Annotated in this window: 18 protein-coding genes; 16 read left to right on the top strand and 2 right to left on the bottom strand. The window is 61.0% G+C overall.

What is annotated here, in order from left to right; all coding sequences use genetic code 11:
• Positions 1–22: 22 nt before the first annotated feature.
• Positions 23–1,057: a quinone-dependent dihydroorotate dehydrogenase gene (locus C1T17_RS00230; RefSeq protein WP_104951683.1), complete on the bottom strand. Its 1,035-nt coding sequence runs from the start codon at positions 1,055–1,057 to the stop codon at positions 23–25.
• A gap of 461 nt (positions 1,058–1,518) precedes the next feature.
• Here C1T17_RS00230 and C1T17_RS00235 point away from each other — a divergent pair, with 461 nt between their 5' ends.
• The 11 genes from C1T17_RS00235 to dapD all read left to right on the top strand — a co-directional run bounded on the left by C1T17_RS00235 (position 1,519) and on the right by dapD (position 9,759).
• On the top strand, positions 1,519–2,379 hold the full coding sequence (locus C1T17_RS00235; RefSeq protein ID WP_223262719.1) for a helix-turn-helix domain-containing protein: 861 nt from the start codon (positions 1,519–1,521) through the stop codon (positions 2,377–2,379).
• 75 nt (positions 2,380–2,454) lie between these two features.
• Complete coding sequence (locus C1T17_RS00240; protein ID WP_104951685.1) at positions 2,455–2,871, top strand: SUF system Fe-S cluster assembly regulator; 417 nt, start codon at positions 2,455–2,457, stop codon at positions 2,869–2,871.
• On the top strand, positions 2,868–4,352 hold the full coding sequence (gene sufB, locus C1T17_RS00245; RefSeq protein ID WP_104951686.1) for a Fe-S cluster assembly protein SufB: 1,485 nt from the start codon (positions 2,868–2,870) through the stop codon (positions 4,350–4,352). The genes C1T17_RS00240 and sufB overlap by 4 nt, the downstream gene beginning before the upstream one ends.
• Positions 4,345–4,590: a hypothetical protein gene (locus C1T17_RS21115; protein WP_189338440.1), complete on the top strand. Its 246-nt coding sequence runs from the start codon at positions 4,345–4,347 to the stop codon at positions 4,588–4,590. Before sufB ends, C1T17_RS21115 begins: the two co-directional genes overlap by 8 nt.
• A complete protein-coding gene (sufC, locus tag C1T17_RS00250; RefSeq protein ID WP_104951687.1) occupies positions 4,577–5,338 on the top strand; it encodes a Fe-S cluster assembly ATPase SufC in 762 nt (253 codons plus the stop codon). The genes C1T17_RS21115 and sufC overlap by 14 nt, the downstream gene beginning before the upstream one ends.
• On the top strand, positions 5,335–6,087 hold the full coding sequence (locus C1T17_RS00255) for a SufD family Fe-S cluster assembly protein (RefSeq protein ID WP_104951688.1): 753 nt from the start codon (positions 5,335–5,337) through the stop codon (positions 6,085–6,087). The genes sufC and C1T17_RS00255 overlap by 4 nt, the downstream gene beginning before the upstream one ends.
• A gap of 77 nt (positions 6,088–6,164) precedes the next feature.
• Entirely contained in the window at positions 6,165–7,394 is a 1,230-nt protein-coding gene (locus tag C1T17_RS00260) for a cysteine desulfurase (protein ID WP_104954892.1), read from the top strand.
• Positions 7,391–7,855: an SUF system Fe-S cluster assembly protein gene (locus tag C1T17_RS00265; RefSeq protein WP_104951689.1), complete on the top strand. Its 465-nt coding sequence runs from the start codon at positions 7,391–7,393 to the stop codon at positions 7,853–7,855. The genes C1T17_RS00260 and C1T17_RS00265 overlap by 4 nt, the downstream gene beginning before the upstream one ends.
• A complete protein-coding gene (locus C1T17_RS00270; RefSeq protein ID WP_104954893.1) occupies positions 7,855–8,214 on the top strand; it encodes a HesB/IscA family protein in 360 nt (119 codons plus the stop codon). Before C1T17_RS00265 ends, C1T17_RS00270 begins: the two co-directional genes overlap by 1 nt.
• 38 nt (positions 8,215–8,252) lie before the next feature.
• The gene (locus tag C1T17_RS00275) at positions 8,253–8,918 is read left to right on the top strand and encodes a pyrimidine 5'-nucleotidase (RefSeq protein WP_104951690.1); all 666 of its coding nucleotides are present in this window, start codon (positions 8,253–8,255) and stop codon (positions 8,916–8,918) included.
• A 1-nt stretch (position 8,919) separates the two neighbouring features.
• Entirely contained in the window at positions 8,920–9,759 is an 840-nt protein-coding gene (gene dapD / locus C1T17_RS00280) for a 2,3,4,5-tetrahydropyridine-2,6-dicarboxylate N-succinyltransferase (protein WP_104951691.1), read from the top strand.
• A gap of 2 nt (positions 9,760–9,761) precedes the next feature.
• Here dapD and C1T17_RS00285 read toward each other — a convergent pair whose 3' ends face one another.
• Positions 9,762–11,486 carry a tetratricopeptide repeat protein gene (locus C1T17_RS00285; protein ID WP_145958925.1) on the bottom strand — a complete coding sequence of 575 codons (1,725 nt, stop codon included), beginning with the start codon at positions 11,484–11,486 and terminating at the stop codon, positions 9,762–9,764.
• 448 nt (positions 11,487–11,934) lie between these two features.
• On the opposite strand from C1T17_RS00285, the gene C1T17_RS00295 reads away from it, so the two are divergent.
• The 5 genes from C1T17_RS00295 to C1T17_RS00315 all read left to right on the top strand — a co-directional run bounded on the left by C1T17_RS00295 (position 11,935) and on the right by C1T17_RS00315 (position 18,198).
• Positions 11,935–13,767 carry an ABCB family ABC transporter ATP-binding protein/permease gene (locus C1T17_RS00295; protein ID WP_104954894.1) on the top strand — a complete coding sequence of 611 codons (1,833 nt, stop codon included), beginning with the start codon at positions 11,935–11,937 and terminating at the stop codon, positions 13,765–13,767.
• 88 nt (positions 13,768–13,855) lie between these two features.
• A complete protein-coding gene (gene recQ, locus C1T17_RS00300) occupies positions 13,856–15,625 on the top strand; it encodes a DNA helicase RecQ (protein WP_104951694.1) in 1,770 nt (589 codons plus the stop codon).
• A 72-nt stretch (positions 15,626–15,697) separates the two neighbouring features.
• Positions 15,698–16,126, top strand: coding sequence for a TIGR01244 family sulfur transferase (locus C1T17_RS00305; protein WP_104951695.1), 429 nt, complete (start codon positions 15,698–15,700; stop codon positions 16,124–16,126).
• Positions 16,127–16,255: 129 nt separating this feature from the next.
• Positions 16,256–17,515: a DUF3419 family protein gene (locus tag C1T17_RS00310; protein WP_104951696.1), complete on the top strand. Its 1,260-nt coding sequence runs from the start codon at positions 16,256–16,258 to the stop codon at positions 17,513–17,515.
• Positions 17,515–18,198 carry a class I SAM-dependent methyltransferase gene (locus C1T17_RS00315; protein ID WP_104951697.1) on the top strand — a complete coding sequence of 228 codons (684 nt, stop codon included), beginning with the start codon at positions 17,515–17,517 and terminating at the stop codon, positions 18,196–18,198. The genes C1T17_RS00310 and C1T17_RS00315 overlap by 1 nt, the downstream gene beginning before the upstream one ends.
• The last annotated feature ends 35 nt before the right edge of the window (positions 18,199–18,233 follow it).

Genomic DNA, 18,233 nt, shown 5'->3' on the forward strand with positions numbered 1-18,233 from the left:
GGCAAGCAGTTTGTGCGGGTGCTTACTTTGCGTCGACCCCTACGGCCTGACTGATGTTGGCGAAGCCATCACGCGCAAGAAGGCGGATGAGGCCCTTGTGTATGGTGCGCGCCAGCATCGGCCCTTCATAGACCATGGCTGTATATATCTGGAGCAGGGATGCGCCGGCGCGGATGCGGGCATACGCCTGCTCAGCCGTGAAGATGCCACCAACGCCGATAAGCGGAATTTTCGCGCCCACCGCCGACCGGAAGTCCCGCAGACGCTGCAAGGCCACGTCATGCAAAGGCGCTCCGGAAAGGCCGCCACTTTCCCCGGCAGACCGTGATCGAAGTTGTGGCCGACCGATGGTAGTATTCGAGACAATCAACGCATCGATGCGATGCTTGAGGCAGGCTTCGGCGATGTCCCGGATATCTTCGCCTTCAAGATCAGGCGCGACCTTCAGGAAAATCGGGGTCTTCTCTGAACCTCGCGCCTGCATGACGGCATCCAGCAACGCGTGGAGCGCCGCCTTATCCTGCAAAGCCCGTAGACCAGGCGTATTGGGCGACGAGATATTCACCGTCAGATAATCCGCGAGCGGCATCATGTTCCGTACGCCAGCGGCATAATCAGCAATACGATCGTCAGCGTCCTTGTTCGCACCGATGTTGATGCCGACAATGCCCGACCAACTTGGCCGTTTGGCAAGTCGCGAAGCGGCCCGTGCCTGACCGCCGTTATTGAACCCCATCCGGTTTATGACGGCTCGGTCTTCCACCAGGCGAAACAGGCGTGGTGTAGGATTGCCGGCCTGTGGAAGCGGCGTCAACGTACCGACTTCGGCAAAGCCAAACCCCAAGCCATGCATTTTATGAGCGACCAAGCCATCCTTATCGAACCCCGCCGCCAATCCAACGGGCGCAGGAAAATCCAGGCCCGCCACTCGACTTGCCAAACGGGGATCAATCGGCGTCGACATTGCCGGCATCCAACGCAGCGCGTGGAGCGTCAGCCCGTGCGCCTTTTCGGGATCGATTCGGAATAAAATGGGCTTCAGGGTCGAATAGAGCATGTCTGCCTATTACCGGGATGTGGTATTCGCGCAACATTGGAACAATGAATGCAATGAGCGGTGCCAAAAATCCGACAAATGTCGAATCCGTACAATCATCCGTCAAATCGGTAATCTAAAGCCCCGCTGCGACCCGAAGGGCTCCTAGTCTGTTGACAAAGAGACCTTTTCCTAGACCCAGGCAGCTATCTGCCTGGGTCTTTTTTCGACCTCATTTAGATTCAGCATCAAAATCGTACAAAAAACCCAGACTATTCTCTCTGATGTAATGTTAACAAAAGATTGCGCGAACTGCGAAGCCGCGCAATGAATACGGTCAAGGGGACTACATGGCCGCTAGAACTGTAATTTTCTTTGGGCGTTCTACACTGTTGGCACCGATGTCGCGCTTCACAGTGTTATCAGCGCTCTGACCTGTAGCGATGCGTTCGCCATCCAATAGCGCCCCTGCCCGAAGCTCCATGGCGCAAAGCCCCGTGGATCTGCATTATTTCGCACCACCTGAAGCATGGCGTAATTATTTCGGAGCGGGTTATCGTTTCACCACAGCGATAGCGCCTTATGCAGACGCGACGCGCGCAGACGTGGGACAATTGCGATTTATGTTGGCAGGTTCAGGCAATTACGTATTTCTCGATGGACGGGAAGTGGCGACGCCGGAAATCTGTTTGTTGGGGCCTACAATGGGTTCGACAAGCTTCAGGCTCGATGAGCCTGGCGATGTATGGGGAATTTCTCTGCTACCGCTCGGCTGGCTCGCCCTTTATGGAGGCGATGCAAGCCGGCTGGCAGATGACCTTACCGACATGACGGTCGAATATCCGCAGGTCTATGGCGATATGCTTCACGAACTGCGTGGCCTCCAATTCGATAACGAGGCAAGCGCTGAGCGCATATGGTCTTTTCTGGCCGAGCAGTCGCCTCCCGCGCCGCCAAATATAATCTCCTTTGTCGGGGCAGTGGATGCCTGGCTTGGGAATGAAGGATCTCCGAGGATTGCCGATCTCGTCGCGACGACGGGTCTCTCCGACAGGCAAGTCGCCCGCCTGACCAATCGACTGTATGGCGCGCCGCCCAAGCTGCTTGCGCGCAAGTACAGGGCATTACGCTGCGCCGCGAAGATCGCCGTGGATCACACGCCGTGGCAGGAACTGTGTGAGGCGTCGAACTTCTACGATCAGTCGCATTTCATCCGGGAGATCAAGCATTTCGTCGGCCTCACGCCGCACCAGTTGATGACGGAGCCAACCGAGGTGGCACGCCTCACCTTACAGCGCCGCGACCTTGGGATAGCGATGGCGGAGATCAATCGCATTAGCTAGGTTTGACGGGTTGATTTTGGCGCCTTTCACCGCCACATGGCAATCGGAACGATTTGCTCCGATTAGGATTCGCCGATGCGGCTCTCCAGCCTCGCCGATTATGCCATTGTCGTAATGTCTGCCGCCGCGCGCGCCGCTGACGACGCGCGCTTGTCGGCGACGGATATCGCCGTGCAGACCGGCGTGCCGCTGCCCACGGCACAGAAGTTGCTCGGTCGATTGGCTGCGGCCGGTCTGCTCGAATCCGCCCGTGGCACAGGCGGCGGCTTCGCACTGGCGCGGTCGGCGGACAGGATCAGCCTTGCCGACATCGTTGAAGCGGTGGAAGGCCCGATTGCCATGACGGCCTGTGTCGAGGAAAGCGCCGCCCGCCATGATTGCGCGTTGGAAAGCAGTTGCCGCGTTCGCCCGCATTGGGGTGCCGTCAATGGCGCCATTCGCGGTGCGCTGGCCGGCGTGTCGCTGAACAGCCTTTCAAGAGAAGCCGTATGACCGAAGATATCACCACCGTCCGCAACGCCGAAGCACAGGAGGCCGTCGACCGCGCCTCAACCTATGAGTTCGGCTGGGCGAGCGACATTGAGCAGGACTTTGCGCCCAAGGGGCTGAACGAAGACACGGTACGCTTCATTTCGGCCAAGAAGAATGAGCCCCAGTGGATGCTGGACTGGCGGCTTAAGGCGTTTGCCATGTGGCAGAAGATGACGCCGCCGGACTGGGCCAAGCTGAACGTGCCGCCGATCGACTATCAGGACGCCTATTATTACGCCGCGCCCAAGGCGAAGCCGGAGTTGAACTCGCTGGACGAGGTCGATCCGGAAATCCTGCGCACATATGAGAAGCTGGGTATCCCAATCGCGGAGCAGGAAATGCTCGCCGGGGTGAAGGGTTCGCGCAAGATCGCGGTGGACGCCGTGTTTGACAGCGTGTCCGTCGCCACCACTTTCCGCAAGGAACTGGAAGAGGCGGGCGTGATCTTTCGCTCGATTAGCGAGGCGGTGCGCGAATATCCGGAACTCGTGAAGGCGTGGCTCGGCAAGATCGTGCCGATGCATGACAATTACTTTGCGACGTTGAATTGCGCGGTCTTTTCGGACGGGACGTTCGTCTACATCCCCGAGGGCGTGCGATGCCCGATGGAGCTTTCCACCTATTTCCGGATCAATGCGGAGAATACCGGGCAATTCGAGCGGACGCTGATCATTGCGGAGAAGGGCAGCTATGTGTCCTATCTCGAAGGCTGCACCGCGCCGATGCGCGACGAGAACCAGTTGCACGCCGCCGTAGTCGAACTGGTCGCGCTGGACGATGCGGAGATCAAATATTCGACCGTGCAGAACTGGTATCCGGGTGACGCAGACGGCAAGGGCGGCATCTATAATTTCGTGACCAAGCGTGGGCTGTGTCAGGGGAAGAACAGCAAGATCAGCTGGACGCAGGTCGAAACCGGCTCCGCGATCACCTGGAAATATCCCTCTTGCGTGCTGGCTGGGGAGAACAGCGTTGGTGAGTTTTACTCCGTCGCGCTGACCAATAACATGCAGCAGGCCGATACCGGCACGAAGATGATCCATCTGGGCAAAGGCTCCCGCTCGACCATCGTGTCGAAGGGGATCAGCGCGGGCCGGTCGAACAACACCTATCGCGGACTGGTGCGCGTCGGCGCGACAGCGGAGGGCGTGCGCAACTTCACGCAGTGCGACAGCCTGCTGCTGGGCGACCAGTGCGGCGCGCACACCGTGCCTTATATCGAAGTGAAGAACCCCTCGGCGCAGATCGAGCATGAGGCCACGACGTCGAAGATTTCGGATGATCAGTTGTTTTACGCGATGCAGCGCGGTCTGGACACAGAGAGCGCGGTGTCGCTGATCGTGAACGGTTTTGCGAAGGAAGTGCTGCAACAGTTGCCCATGGAGTTTGCGGTCGAGGCACAGAAGCTGCTGGGGATTTCGCTGGAGGGGTCTGTTGGGTAACGCCTTCTTCTTCGACGGCACGAGATATTGGTCAGAAGGAGACGAAAAGGCTCACTTCGACTTGCTAGCTGCCATTGCCTGTATCCAAAGCGTTAAGGGTCAAGGAACGCGGGTTTATTTGGATATCGATCGGGCTAATGTTTCCGATCACGACCTGCGTGAACTGAAAGCTGTCTATCGTCGATATAAAGGCGATGTGTCCCAATTGACGGGAATAAGAACTAATGCTCCGAATTAATAACCTCACCAATGCCATCGACGGCAAGGCTATCCTCAAGGGCCTCTCGCTGACCCTGAACGCCGGCGAAATCCATGCGATTATGGGTCCAAACGGCGCGGGCAAGTCTACGCTGGCTTATACATTGGGCGGCCGGCCCGGTTATGAGGTTACGGGCGGCAGTGCTACCTTCGAGGGCGCGGACCTTCTGGATATGGACCCGCATGAGCGGGCCGCGGCGGGGTTGTTCCTGGGCTTTCAGTATCCGGTGGAAATCCCCGGCGTGTCCAATCTTCAGTTCCTGCGCGAAAGCCTGAACAGCCAGCGCAAGGCGCGCGGGCAAGCGCCGCTGTCCGGCGGCGAGTTCATCAAGCTCGCCAAGGAAAAAGCGGCGCTGCTCGGGCTGGATATGGAGATGCTCAAACGGCCGGTAAACGTCGGCTTTTCGGGCGGCGAAAAGAAGCGGAACGAGATGGTGCAGATGGGCATCCTCGATCCCAAGCTGGCGATCCTCGACGAGACTGACAGCGGCCTCGACATCGATGCGCTGAAGATCGTTGGCGCGGGGATCAATGCGATCATGCGCAAGCCGGATCGCGCCGTGTTGCTGATCACCCATTATCAGCGACTGCTGGATTATGTGCAGCCGGACTTCGTGCACGTGCTGGCGGGCGGTCGTATCGTGAAGAGCGGTGGGCCGGAACTGGCGCTGGAGCTTGAGCGGGAGGGCTACGCCGATGTGGTCGGTGCCGGGGTACTGGCGGCGTGAACTTGGCTGTGCTCCCAACGCGACGTGACGAAGCGTGGCGCTACAGCGATCTGGATGCCGTGGCGAAGGCGTGGCCCGCTGCGCCAGCGACGCAGATTAGTGTCACCGCGGGTGAGACTGAGCATCACTATCTGCTGCAGGATGCAGCCGATGGCGCGAGCGCGATCCATGACTATGAGATCAGCGTTGCGGACGGGGCGGCCTGCCACTTTCATGTGCTCAACATCGGTGGGGCACTGGGACGAGTGACGCTGAACGTCACGCTCGGCGCGGCCGCGCATTTCGCGCTGGGCGGCGCGATCATCGGCGGCGACACGCAGACGCTGGAGATCGTCACCACGCTCACCCATGCGCAGCCCAATGCGACGAGCGAACAGGTGATCCGGTCGATCCTCGCAGGCCGCGCGACGGGCACATATATGGGCAAGATTACCGTGGCGCGCGGCGCGCAGAAGACCGACGCGGCGCAATCGGTAAAGGCGATGCTGCTGGATCGCACCGCGACCGCCAATGCGAAGCCCGAGCTGGAGATCTACGCGGACGACGTGAAGTGCGCGCATGGCGCGACCGTGGGCGAACTGGACAAGAACGCGCTGTTCTACATGGCCTCGCGCGGCATGGACCCGGCGACGGCACGCACCCTGTTGCTGCAATCGTTCATCGCGGGCGTGTTCGACAGCGTTGAGGATGAAGCCGTGCGTGAAACACTGGAGGCTGCGGCTCTGGCGAAACTGGAGAGGTTGACGTGAACCAAGCCTCGTCATCACCGTTCGGGCTGAGTTTGTCGAAGCCCTCGCCTGAGGTTGTCGAAGGCACGGACGCCTCACTGCGTTCGGGCGAACCCTTCGACAAGCTCAGGACGAACGGAACGAAAAGTTTTCGTCAGGACTTCCCCGGCGTTCTCGACTGGCATTATCTCGACACCGCCGCGACAGCGCAGAAGCCAAGGCAAGTGATCGACGCTATCGCGCGTGCATATGGCGAGGATTACGCAACCGTCCACCGCGGCGTCTATGCGCGGTCCGCCAACATGACGCTTGGCTATGAAGCGGGGCGGCGCAAGGTTGCGGGCTTCCTAGGCGCGAAGTCCGACAGCGAAATCGTATTCACGCGCGGGGCGACCGAAGGCATCAACCTGGTCGCGCAAAGCTGGGGTGGCGCAAACCTGAAATCCGGTGATCGCATCCTGCTTTCGATGCTGGAGCATCACAGCAACATCGTGCCATGGCAGATGATCGCGGGTAAGGTCGGGGCGAGTATCGATGTGATCCCGCTGACCGAGGACGGCCAAATCGATCTCGACGCGATGGAGCGCATGATTACGCCCGCGCACAAGATCGTGGCGCTGGCCCATGTCTCCAACGTCCTGGGATCGGTGCTCGACGGTCGCCGCGCCGCAGACATTACGCACGCTGCCGGGGCAAAGCTGCTGCTTGACGGATGTCAGGCAGTGCCCCGCCTCAAAGTCGATGTGCAGGCGCTGGACTGCGACTTCTACGTCATGTCCGCGCACAAGCTATATGGCCCGACCGGGATCGGGGCGCTGTGGGCGCGGCAGGAGATACTCGACGCGATGCCACCGTGGCAGGGCGGCGGCTCCATGATCGACAAGGTGACGTTCGAGGAGACAACGTACGCGCCTGCGCCGACACGGTTTGAGGCAGGTACACCGCATATCGTCGGTGTGGCGGGGCTGGCTGCGGCGATCGACTATGTGGAGGCGATCGGTCTCGAAACGATCCATGCGCATGAGTGCAAGCTAGTCGGGTTAGCCCGTGACGCTTTGCACGGATTGAATTCAGTGCGGGTCTTTGGTCCCGAAACTTCCGCTGGCATCCTCAGCTTCGAAGTTGAGGGGGTGCATCCGCATGACGTCGGCACCATATTGGATGAAGAAGGCGTGGCAATCCGCGCCGGGCATCACTGCGCGCAGCCTTTGATGCGCGCGCTGGGTGTAGAAGCGACGGCGCGGGCCAGCTTTGGCATTTATAATGACGAAGGCGATGTCGCGGCACTGGTGCGAGGCATTGAACGAGTAAGGAAGATCTTCGGATGAGCGAAGAAGTGAAGATTGCGGTGGAGGAAGTGAACGCGGTCGTGCCGCCGCCCAAGGCGCGCGTCGACGAAGCCGAGACTTCCGGCGAGCGCAGGCGTGATTATCTGGACGGTTTCCTTGCCGCCAAACCTGACGAATTGACGCAGGGCGAGCCGGGCGGCAGCGTCTATGATGGGATCATCGATGCGCTCAAAGACATCTATGATCCGGAAATCCCGGTGAACATCTATGATCTCGGGCTAATCTACGGCGTCGATGTGACGGAGGACGGTCATGCGGTCGTCACCATGACTCTCACAACGCCGCATTGTCCGGTTGCGGAATCGATGCCGGGCGAAGTCGAACTGCGCGTCGGCGCGGTGCCCGGTGTAGGTGACGCCGAGGTGAACCTCGTATGGGATCCACCATGGGACCCGGCGAAAATGAGCGACGATGCAAAGCTCGAACTGGGGATGCTATGATGTCCACCGAAGTCAAAACGCGCGTTCGTCCTGCGGCCGTCATCCTGACGCCCAATGCGGAGAAGCGCATCGCAGACCTTATGGCGAAAGCGCCCGAAGGCACCATCGGCGTTAAGCTCTCGACGCCGCGCCGCGGCTGCTCGGGCCTGGCCTATTCGGTCGATTATGTAAGCGAAGAAGCCAAGTTCGACGAGAAGATCGAGACGCCGGGCGGCACCTTCTACATCGACGGCGGATCGGTGCTGTATCTGATCGGATCGACGATGGACTGGGTGGAAGACGATTTTACCGCGGGGTTCGTCTTCAACAATCCCAATGCCAAGGGTAGCTGCGGCTGCGGGGAAAGCTTCACCATCTAATCCTTGCCCTTACGGCGGACGATGACTAGGCACCCGCCATGCGCGCAGATTTCGCCCATATCGACACCTGGATCTTCGATCTGGATAATACGCTGTATCCGGCGAAATCCGACTTGTTCGGGCTTATCGACATCAAAATGGGCGAGTTCATTCAGACTCTGCTCGGGTGCGATCCGGTGGAGGCTCGCCGTGTGCAGAAGGGGTATTTCCTCGAGCATGGAACCACGCTGGCGGGGTTGATGCGGGACCATGCGGTCGAGCCGCGCACATTTCTCGATTACGTACACGACATTTCACTCGACCGGCTGATGATGGATCATGCGCTGATCGACAATATCGCGGCGCTGCCAGGTCGGCGCCTGATCTTCACCAATGGCGATGCCGCCTATGCGGGACGCGTGCTCGCCAAGCTGGGCCTAGCCGACGCCTTCGAATTGATACACGACATCCATGCCTGCGCCTATGTGCCCAAGCCCGATCCAGCCGGATATGCCGCGCTGTGTGAGATCCATGACGTCGATCCCAGATGCAGCGTGTTCTTCGAGGACATGGCCCGCAACCTGAAGCCTGCCAAGGCGATCGGCATGACGACCGTATGGGTCAACAACGGATCGGAAGCCGGCAATGTGGATGCCCATGCCGACTTCATCGACTATGAAACCGACCATCTGACGCCGTTTCTGGCGAACATCATTGGGGACTGACATGACCGACGCACTGATTGCCACCATCGATTCCGCGTGGGATGCGCGCGCCGACGTCGGCGTCGTCACCCAAGGTAACGTGCGCGACGCGGTGGTCGAAGCACTCCGGCTGCTGGACGCAGGCGAAGCACGGGTAGCCGAACCCACGGCCGATGGCTGGCAGGTGAATCAGTGGCTCAAGAAGGCGGTTCTGCTGTCCTTCCGCCTCAATGACAATGCGCTGATCCCCGGCGGACCCGGTGGCGCTTTTTGGTGGGACAAGGTGCCGAGCAAATTCGATGGCTGGGACGAAGCGCGGTTCCGTGCCGCCGGTTTCCGGGCCGTTCCCGGCGCATTCGCCCGCGGCGGTTCTTTCATTGCGAAGAACGTGGTGCTGATGCCAAGCTTCGTCAACATCGGTGCGTTCGTCGATGAAGGCACGATGGTCGACACCTGGGTGACGGTCGGAAGCTGCGCGCAGATCGGCAAGAACGTGCATCTGTCGGGCGGCGTTGGCATCGGCGGCGTGCTGGAGCCCTTGCAGGCCGACCCCGTCATCATCGAGGACGATTGCTTCATCGGCGCGCGATCCGAAGTGGTCGAGGGCGTGAGGATCGGCAAGGGATCGGTACTGTCGATGGGCGTGTTCATCACCAAGACGACCAAGATCGTCGATCGTACAACCGGCGAGATCTTTGTGGGTGAAGTGCCGCCCTATTCGGTGGTCGTGCCCGGATCATTACCCGGCAAGCCGCTCCCCGATGGCACGCCCGGTCCGAACCTCTCCTGCGCCGTAATCGTCAAGCGCGTTGATGCTCAGACGCGTTCCAAAACGGCCATCAACGAATTGCTGCGGGACTAAGCTTAACGGAAGAGGCCTCGGCTCCGTAGATACCGTTCGGTGCGTTCTGTCAGGCGCGGCAACATCAATATGCGTTTGAGTACTACAGCAGGCGGGGCATTAGGGGGGGCCGCCGCCGCCCGCGCAGCTTGCGCCCAATGGCGGCGTGCGGCTTCAATATCATCGGCGGCGGCGTAGGCGGCCGCCATGGTCAATTCATAGGGTGCTTTGCGGAACCCTTCGGCAACCGGGATGCGGAGGGCGAAACGAAGCGCCGCCTCCCCTTCCCCGCGCTCGCTCATGCCTATCACCATCGGCATAGCAGTGACGGCAGGCAAGGTGTTATCCAGTTCCCATGCCCGCCGCAGCGTGGCCTCGTAACCTGCGTCGCCACATTGAAACATATACAGGCCAGCGCGTGCATAGGCGTACCCATCATAAGGGTTGCGGTCCAAAGCTTCAGTTGCACTTGCGTTGCCGAGATCGCACATGTTGTTGATATAAGCGGCCAGTGCCATCGCCATCGACGCATCGGCCGAATAGGGATCGGCATCCATCGCGCGACGGGCAAGAACCAGCGCTTCGCTTCTAACATTTGCCACCTGTTCCGGATGCTCGGCAGCCTCCCGCAATCGAGTCATCATCTTTGCAGCGATAGCCGGAGCATTGCCGGGGTCTTGCTTTAGCGTCAGATCGAGGCACGCCTTGACAGGCGCTGCCAGAGCGGCTGCGTTCCCCATGTAATATTCGGAATATCGCATCATACAGGGGAAGCCAGGGGAGAAATTACCCGCAAGAGCGCGACGTTCACGCGAACCGATCACGCCAAATGGCGACATGATGGCATTGATCGAAGGGCCAAGCGCGTCCACAAAGGATGTCACTTTCGCCAGCTCCAGTCGCCGCGACCATATCTGCGTCGTGTTCCGATGATTCCAGAGAGTTAAGTAAAGCAACTTGCGTTCGGCGCCGACCAGCGTGCCGGTCAAGCGGTATTCTCCGGCCGCTTCACGAGTAGAGGGCACGGACATGCCCACCGTGCGAACATTGAAGGTCCATGTCCGGTGGAGCGCGTCACCCAAGATACGGTCAATGCGCTGCGCAAGAACCTTGTCAGCACCTTCGACGGTCGCGACCGGTTCGACATCCATCACTGGCGGAGGAACCAGCATCTGGCTTTGGCGCACAGGCGTTGCATTTTGCACGGCGGGAGCCTTGGAAGGCGCAAAAACGTGAATCAACAAGGCAATCGCCGCCACCACAGCGACTATTCCCGTCAACACCATAAGCCATTTTCTGGAGAATGGGCCGTGTATTGCGGAATGGCCGACGGGTCTCCCGGTCCCCAGAGGCGGCATTGCATCGGATTGCGAAGCTGGCGTCCAGTGCACACGGTAACTGCCGTTCGGAATGGAGACCCGAACCGAGCAGTCGCCTTCCCCTTTTTCTATATAGAAGGTCTCGATCATCCGGCGCAGACGACCGACTTGAACCCGGGGATAGCTATCCACTTGAGCATCAAAGTCTGGACCTTTGCCCAATCCGTCAACCGCAACACCATAGGCTTTCAGATCGTCGCCCCGCCCGGCCAACGTCTCTGCTGCGAGGAATTTCAACAATCGCCGCATGACCGGCGCACGTTGAAAGGCAGCGCTGCCACATATTCGTTCGACTTCCCGATCGCAGTGTTGCAGCGCCGGAATGGGACAAGCATCGCTTCCCGGCTGGAGCTTATGCGCCAACTTCATGAACCCCTGATTTGCTGACCCGGCTCGCTGAGAAGCAGCTATTCTGTGCTGCCTGCGGCTCATATTGTGATTAGCACCCCACCCCCGCTGCATGTTACCTGCCGCTTGTTACCGTGACATAGACAGATGAAACTTGCCGCACAACCTCCCTTGGGCGAGTTTTGGCCGGCGCATGGCTAAGTGCGTCGAAAAGTCGAATTGAGCAGATCGCCATCCTGTGATGCCCCACACGTCGCTGGGAGGCGAGGGACCTGTAACGTAGACACGCTTTGATTTGCTCCGATCCCCCCTCGGACATTCGTGTTTGCTGCCCGGAACGGACCTAGAGTGGCCCCACCTCCTCTATGTTTGGTCCGGGCACTTTTGTGTCTAGACACACCGACTATGATTCGCGGATCGAACATTGTGACTGGTTGGTTTCTGACCTGCCGCATATTACATGCCCTTCATGCCTCCTGATAATCCAACGACGTTGGTGTCGCGCACCGATGCCCCGCCTGCATGGGCAACGCTCCGCCGGTTCTTCGTCTACCTCTGGCCCGCCGATTCGCGTGCGTTGCGACTGCGCGTCGTGCTGGCGATGGTGCTGGTGGTGATGGCGAAGGCGACGGCGTTCGCAATGCCCTTCGCGTACAAGGCAGCGATCGATCGCATGGCGCCGGGTCTGGAACCGCTAGCTGGTCTCGCCATCGCGTTGGTGGGCGCTTATGCGCTGGCGCGGTTTGTGTCGGTAGTGTTCGACAATATCCGTAATGTCGTGTTCGAGCGCGTGGGCCAAGAAGCGACCCGACGGCTGGCCGAGCATGTGTTCGGGCATCTGCATCGCCTGTCGCTGCGTTTCCATCTGGACCGCAAGACCGGTGCAGTCACGAAGATCGTCGAGCGCGGCACGAAGAGCATCGACACGATGCTATACTTCCTCCTGTTCAACATCGCGCCTACGGTGCTGGAGCTGGCTGCGGTCTGCATCTATTTTCAAATCAAGTTCGGGTTCGGCATGGTGGCCGCGACGCTGGCCATGGTGGGACTATACATCTGGTTCACGCGGACAGTGACGGAGTGGCGCAACCAGTTGCGGCGGGACATGGTCGACCTCGATACCGGCGCGGTGGCCCATGCCGTGGACAGCCTGCTGAATTTCGAGACAGTGAAGTATTTCGGGGCCGAGGCGCGCGAGGCGGAGCGGTACGGCACCGCAATGCGGCGCTACGCGGCGGCGGCGGTCAAGTCGGAGAACAGCCTCGCCTGGCTCAATATCGGCCAGTCATTGATTACCAACCTGATGATGGCAGGTGCGATGGCCTATACTGTGTGGGGCTGGAGCCGGGGCACGTTCAGCACGGGTGACGTGGTGCTGGTGAATGGCTTGCTGACGCAATTGTTCCGGCCGCTCGACTTGCTCGGCATGGTCTATCGCACGATCCGGCAAGGGCTGATCGACATGGAGGCAATGTTCAAGCTGGTCGACACGCCGCAAGAGATTGTCGATGTGCCGGGCGCGCCCGCGCTGGATGTCAGGCAGGCCGAGGTGCGGTTCGAAAATGTAGTGTTCGGCTACGATCCTGAGCGCGAGATACTGCATGGGGTGAGCTTCACCATCCCGGCTGGCAAGACGCTGGCGATCGTTGGGCCATCAGGCGCGGGCAAATCCACCATCGCGCGGCTGCTGTTCCGCTTCTACGATATTCAGTCGGGGCGCATCCTGATCGACGGGCAGGACATTGCGGAGGTGCAGCAGGACAGTCTGCGCGCGGCGATCGGCATTGTGCCGCAGGACATGGTGCTGTTCAACGACACGGTGGGCTACAATATCGGCTATGGCCGCGCCGGGGCAAGCCGGGCGGAGATCGAGGCAGCGGCCAAGGGTGCGTCAATCCACGAATTCGTGCTGTCGCTGCCGGAGGGCTATGACACGCGCGTGGGGGAGCGTGGATTGAAGCTTTCGGGCGGTGAGAAGCAGCGCGTGGCGATTGCGCGGACCTTGGTTAAAAACCCGCCGATCCTGGTGCTGGACGAGGCGACCAGTGCTCTCGACAGCCGCACGGAGGAAGCGATTCAGGGCGTGCTGGGCGAGATCGCGCGGCGGCGGACCACAATCATCGTCGCGCACCGGCTCTCGACCGTGGTCGAGGCGGACGAGATCATCGTGCTGGACAGCGGACGAGTGCGGGAGCGAGGCACCCATGCGCAGTTGTTGCGGGCGGGCGACCTCTACGCGTCGATGTGGGCGCGGCAGGCACAGGAGCGGGAGACCGGCGAGAGTGAGGTTGTGGAGGCGTGAAGCCTCTCACCCCATTGCCCTGAGCGGACGGTGATTTGAGGCCGTTTCCCCTTTCCCCCAACCTTCACGCCCGCTAAGCCCCCCGCCAATGCCTCGCGATCCGCGCCAGCTTCTGCACGACATATTCGGCTTTCCCGCGTTCCGCGGCGTGCAGGAGCAGGTGGTCTCGCGCGTCATGGGTGGGCAACGAACGCTGGCGATCATGCCGACCGGAGCGGGCAAATCGCTCTGTTATCAGCTTCCGGCGGTGGCGTTCGACGGCTGCTGCGTGGTGGTGTCGCCGCTGATCGCGCTGATGCACGATCAATTACGAGCGGCGCAGGCAGTGGGCATTCGCGCCGCCAGCCTTACATCGGTGGATGCGGACTGGCGGGAGACACAGGACCGGCTGCGCAACGGTGATCTCGACCTCCTGTATGTCGCGCCTGAACGGGCAAGTGGCGAGGGCTTCCGTTCGCTGCTGCGCTCGGCAGAGATCGCCCTGTTCGCCATCGACGAGGCGCATTGCGTATCGGAATGGGGGCATGACTTCCGCCCGGATTATCGGCTGCTGCGGCCTTTACTCGACGAATTTCCGGAGGTGCCGCGCCTCGCGCTAACGGCGACGGCCGACGCGCATACGCGGGAAGATATCCTGAAGCAGCTTGGCATCCCTGACGAGGGGATGATAATTTCAGGCTTCGACCGGCCCAATATCCGTTATGCCGTGCATCCGCGAGATGGCCTGAGCAAGCAGATCGCTGACTTGCTCGCGGCGCAGCCGGGGCCGGGGATCATCTACGCACAGACGCGAGCGGCGACCGAGAAGATGGCGGCCAGCCTGTCTGCGGGCGGCAAGCGGCAGGTGCGGGCCTATCATGCGGGGCTGGACCCGTCGGTGCGCAGCGCCAACCAGGCGGCCTTCATTGCCAGTGAAGACATGGTGATGGTGGCGACGGTCGCCTTCGGCATGGGCATCGACAAGCCCGACGTGCGGTTCGTGGCCCATGCCGGGCTACCTAAGTCGATCGAGGGCTATTATCAGGAATCGGGCCGCGCAGGACGCGACGGCGAACCGGCGGAGGCGCATCTGTTCTGGGGCGCGGAGGATTTTGCCCGCGCCCGGCAGCGGATCATGGAAGTGGAGCAGGCTCGGCAAGCTGGAGAACGGGCGCGGATATCGGCGCTGGGCGCGCTGGTCGAAACGGGGGGATGCCGCCGCGCGGTGCTGCTGCGGCACTTTGGTGAAAACCCGCCCGCGACTTGCGGCAATTGCGACAACTGCCTCTCCCCGCCCGCCAGCATCGATGCGACCGAGACGGCACGCAAATTCCTGTCTGCCGTATATCGTACGGGACAGAGCTTTGGCGTGCAGCATATCGAGGCGGTGCTGACCGGTGCCGCCAACGACAAGGTGCGGCAGCGGGGGCATGACAAGCTGTCGGTGTCCGGCATCGTGTCGGGCGAGGAGACGGCGCTGCTGCGGCCAGTATCGCGGGCGCTGCTGATCCGCGACGCGCTGGAGACGAACGAGCATGGTGGGCTGATGCTTGGACCGAATGCGCGGCCAATCCTGCGGGGCGAGGAAGCGGTGTCGCTGGTGCTGCCGCCCAAACGTGTGCGGCGGCGTAGCGCGCGCGACGGCGGCGCGAACCCGAGCGGCGATCCCTTGTTCGATGCGCTGCGGGCCTGCCGCCGTGAATTGGCGCAGGAGGCAGGCGTGCCGCCTTATGTTATCTTCCACGATTCCACATTGCGGGAGATGGCGGAGTATCGTCCGGACAGCCTGTCGGCGCTTGGCACGATCAGCGGCGTGGGCACTCGCAAGCTGGAAGCCTATGGCGACGCCTTCCTGACAGTGCTCAAGCAATATGGATGACGACGCGCGCGCCTCTTGAAAGCCTTTAGGCGATTGGGCATGGCCGTCTGAATACTGTAAAGGACCGCGCTTATGTTCCGCCAAGTCACCGAAACGCTCTATGTCTCGCCGCAGATCGGCGTTGCGGAAGTCGCCTATGCCAAGGCTCTGGGCGTGACGATGGTGGTGAACAACCGGCCCGAAGGCGAAGAGCCCGGACAGACGACCGGGGCGGAAATTGAGGCGGCAGCAAGGGCGGCGGGGCTGGACTATGCCGCGGTGCCGGTGACACATGCCGGTTTCTCGCCGTGGCAACTCGACGGGATGGCAACGGCGCTGGAGCAGGCGGGGACAGGCAAAGTACTGGCCTATTGCCGATCAGGCACCCGCAGTACTTTCTTGTGGGCATTAACGCGTGCACGGGCGGGGGATGATGCCGCTGCGCTGTCGGACCAGGCGGCGGCGGCGGGATATGACCTGTCCCCGATCCGGCAGATTATGGATGCCGTAAAGGGCGGCTGACTTTTCCTTCGCAGATCGTCGAAGGTTATCGGCGGCGACGCCTTCACCGAACCGTCACGCGCGGGTCATCGTTGCGTCATGGGACGAGACTATCAGGCCGGATCGTTGATCGACCGGGAACCTGACCACATGGCCCTCGCCTCATCTGCCAAGCCAGCCGCACACGCAGCTTCCACCGGACGCGCCGTCAGAGAGGCGGTCTATCAGCATCGGCAATTGACCCCCAAGGGGCTGTTGGAGCGCGCTTTTGCCTTCGCCTTTCGCGGGCTGGTCTACGCGCAAATCTGGGAAGACCCGTTGGTGGACATGGATGCGCTCGACATCCGGGCCGACAGCGACATTCTCACCATCGCCAGCGGCGGATGCAACATGCTGTCCTACCTGACCGCCAAACCCCGTTCGGTTACGGCCGTCGATCTCAACACGGCGCACATAGCGCTGGGCAACCTCAAGCTGGTGGCCGCCCAGCATCTTCCCGATCATGCCGCGTTCCACCGCTTCTTTGCACAGACGCGGCAAACGGAGAATATGGCGGCCTACCGTGCGCATGTCGCGCCTCATCTGGATGAGACTTCGCGGCGCTACTGGGAGGGACGCGATCTTTCCGGACGGCGGCGGATCAGCGCCTTCGCCCGTAATTTCTATGCACGCGGTCTCTTAGGGCAATTCATCGGCAGTGCCCATCTGGTCGCCAAACTCTACCGGATCGAGCCGCGCGAGCTTCTGCAGGCGACATCGATCGAAGAACAGCGCGAGATTTTCGAGACGCGGCTGGCGCCTATCTTCGACAAAAAGTTCATTCGCTGGCTAACACAGCAGCCCGCCTCCCTCTTCGGCCTCGGCATACCGCCCGCGCAATTCGACGCCCTATGCGATGGCGACGCACAGAGCATGAATGCAGTGCTCCGTCAGCGGCTGGAAAAACTCGCCTGCGATTTCGACATCCGCCAGAACTATTTCGCCTGGCAAGCCTTCGGACGCGGCTATGGTGAAACGCCCTGCGCCTCGCTTCCCCCTTATCTTGAGGCTAAACATTATGCGACGGTGCGCGACGGCGCAGCACATGCGCAGATCCTGCATTGCAACTTTGCCGATCACCTGCGGGCGCTGCCGGACGGCGCGCTCGACCGCTATGTCCTGCTCGATGCGCAGGATTGGATGACCGATGCGCAGCTGACCGATCTTTGGACACAGATCACGCGCACCGCCCGCCCAGGCTCTCGCGTTATCTTCCGTACCGCCGCTCGGCCCAGCCTGCTGCCGGGGCGCCTTCCCCAAGAGCTTCTCGACCTTTGGCATTACGATCAGGAGCGTTCGGAAGAAGGGACGCGACAGGACCGTTCGGCCATATATGGTGGCTTTCACCTCTATGTCCTGAAAGCGCGGTGATGCTTCATCGGACGACTGGCCCGGCATCGGATCACGCCGGGCAGATGGACGCTATCTACCGCTATCAACGGCATATCTACGACGCCTCGCGCAAATATTATCTGCTGGGACGCGACAGACTGATCCGGGCGCTCGATGCGCCTGCGGGCACGTCCATCCTTGAAATCGGCTGCGGCACCGGACGCAACCTTATCGCCGCGTCCCGACGGTGGCCGGAGGCGCAGCTTTATGGCTTCGACATCAGTCAGGCGATGCTCGATACCGCAAGCCATTCCGTTAAGCGCGCTGGTCTGACTGACAAGATCGCCTTGGCGCGCGGAGATGCGACGCACTTTCAGTCCCGCAATCTGTGGGGCAAGGCTGATTTCGATCGGATTTTCATATCCTACACGCTCTCGATGATCCCCGGATGGGAACTGGCTCTGGATGAAGCAGCGCTCGCCTTGGCGGAAGGTGGATCGCTGTATATTGTCGATTTCGGGCAGCAAGAGCGTTTGCCCACGTTCTTTCGCGATCTCCTCGCAGCATGGCTGCGCCGGTTCGATGTCTTTCCGCGTGGCGACCTTTTGCCGGTCCTTCAGGATGTGGCGGCCCACCATGGTCTGGAACTTAGCTTCTCGCCTCTTTACCGCGGCTATGCCTGGAGCGCCGTGCTGAAACGTCCGGTCACTCACGCTACGTAAGGGGTCGACTACCTACCGATTGGCAATCGAAAATC

This window comes from Sphingobium sp. SCG-1 (genome assembly GCF_002953135.1).
Classification (GTDB): domain Bacteria; phylum Pseudomonadota; class Alphaproteobacteria; order Sphingomonadales; family Sphingomonadaceae; genus Sphingobium.

What these genes read in the sequence shown, in the direction of transcription:
- C1T17_RS00305 (WP_104951695.1), top strand. Translation starts at nt 15,698, where the DNA reads ATGTTCCGCCAAGTCACCGAAACGCTCTATGTCTCGCCGCAGATCGGC.
- C1T17_RS00265 (WP_104951689.1), top strand. Translation starts at nt 7,391, where the DNA reads ATGAGCGAAGAAGTGAAGATTGCGGTGGAGGAAGTGAACGCGGTCGTG.
- C1T17_RS00235 (WP_223262719.1), top strand. Translation starts at nt 1,519, where the DNA reads ATGGCGCAAAGCCCCGTGGATCTGCATTATTTCGCACCACCTGAAGCA.
- sufC (WP_104951687.1), top strand. Translation starts at nt 4,577, where the DNA reads ATGCTCCGAATTAATAACCTCACCAATGCCATCGACGGCAAGGCTATC.
- sufB (WP_104951686.1), top strand. Translation starts at nt 2,868, where the DNA reads ATGACCGAAGATATCACCACCGTCCGCAACGCCGAAGCACAGGAGGCC.
- C1T17_RS00315 (WP_104951697.1), top strand. Translation starts at nt 17,515, where the DNA reads ATGCTTCATCGGACGACTGGCCCGGCATCGGATCACGCCGGGCAGATG.
- recQ (WP_104951694.1), top strand. Translation starts at nt 13,856, where the DNA reads ATGCCTCGCGATCCGCGCCAGCTTCTGCACGACATATTCGGCTTTCCC.
- C1T17_RS00240 (WP_104951685.1), top strand. Translation starts at nt 2,455, where the DNA reads ATGCGGCTCTCCAGCCTCGCCGATTATGCCATTGTCGTAATGTCTGCC.
- C1T17_RS00270 (WP_104954893.1), top strand. Translation starts at nt 7,855, where the DNA reads ATGTCCACCGAAGTCAAAACGCGCGTTCGTCCTGCGGCCGTCATCCTG.
- dapD (WP_104951691.1), top strand. Translation starts at nt 8,920, where the DNA reads ATGACCGACGCACTGATTGCCACCATCGATTCCGCGTGGGATGCGCGC.
- C1T17_RS00310 (WP_104951696.1), top strand. Translation starts at nt 16,256, where the DNA reads ATGGCCCTCGCCTCATCTGCCAAGCCAGCCGCACACGCAGCTTCCACC.
- C1T17_RS00285 (WP_145958925.1), bottom strand. Translation starts at nt 11,486, where the DNA reads ATGAAGTTGGCGCATAAGCTCCAGCCGGGAAGCGATGCTTGTCCCATT.
- C1T17_RS00275 (WP_104951690.1), top strand. Translation starts at nt 8,253, where the DNA reads ATGCGCGCAGATTTCGCCCATATCGACACCTGGATCTTCGATCTGGAT.
- C1T17_RS00230 (WP_104951683.1), bottom strand. Translation starts at nt 1,057, where the DNA reads ATGCTCTATTCGACCCTGAAGCCCATTTTATTCCGAATCGATCCCGAA.
- C1T17_RS00295 (WP_104954894.1), top strand. Translation starts at nt 11,935, where the DNA reads ATGCCTCCTGATAATCCAACGACGTTGGTGTCGCGCACCGATGCCCCG.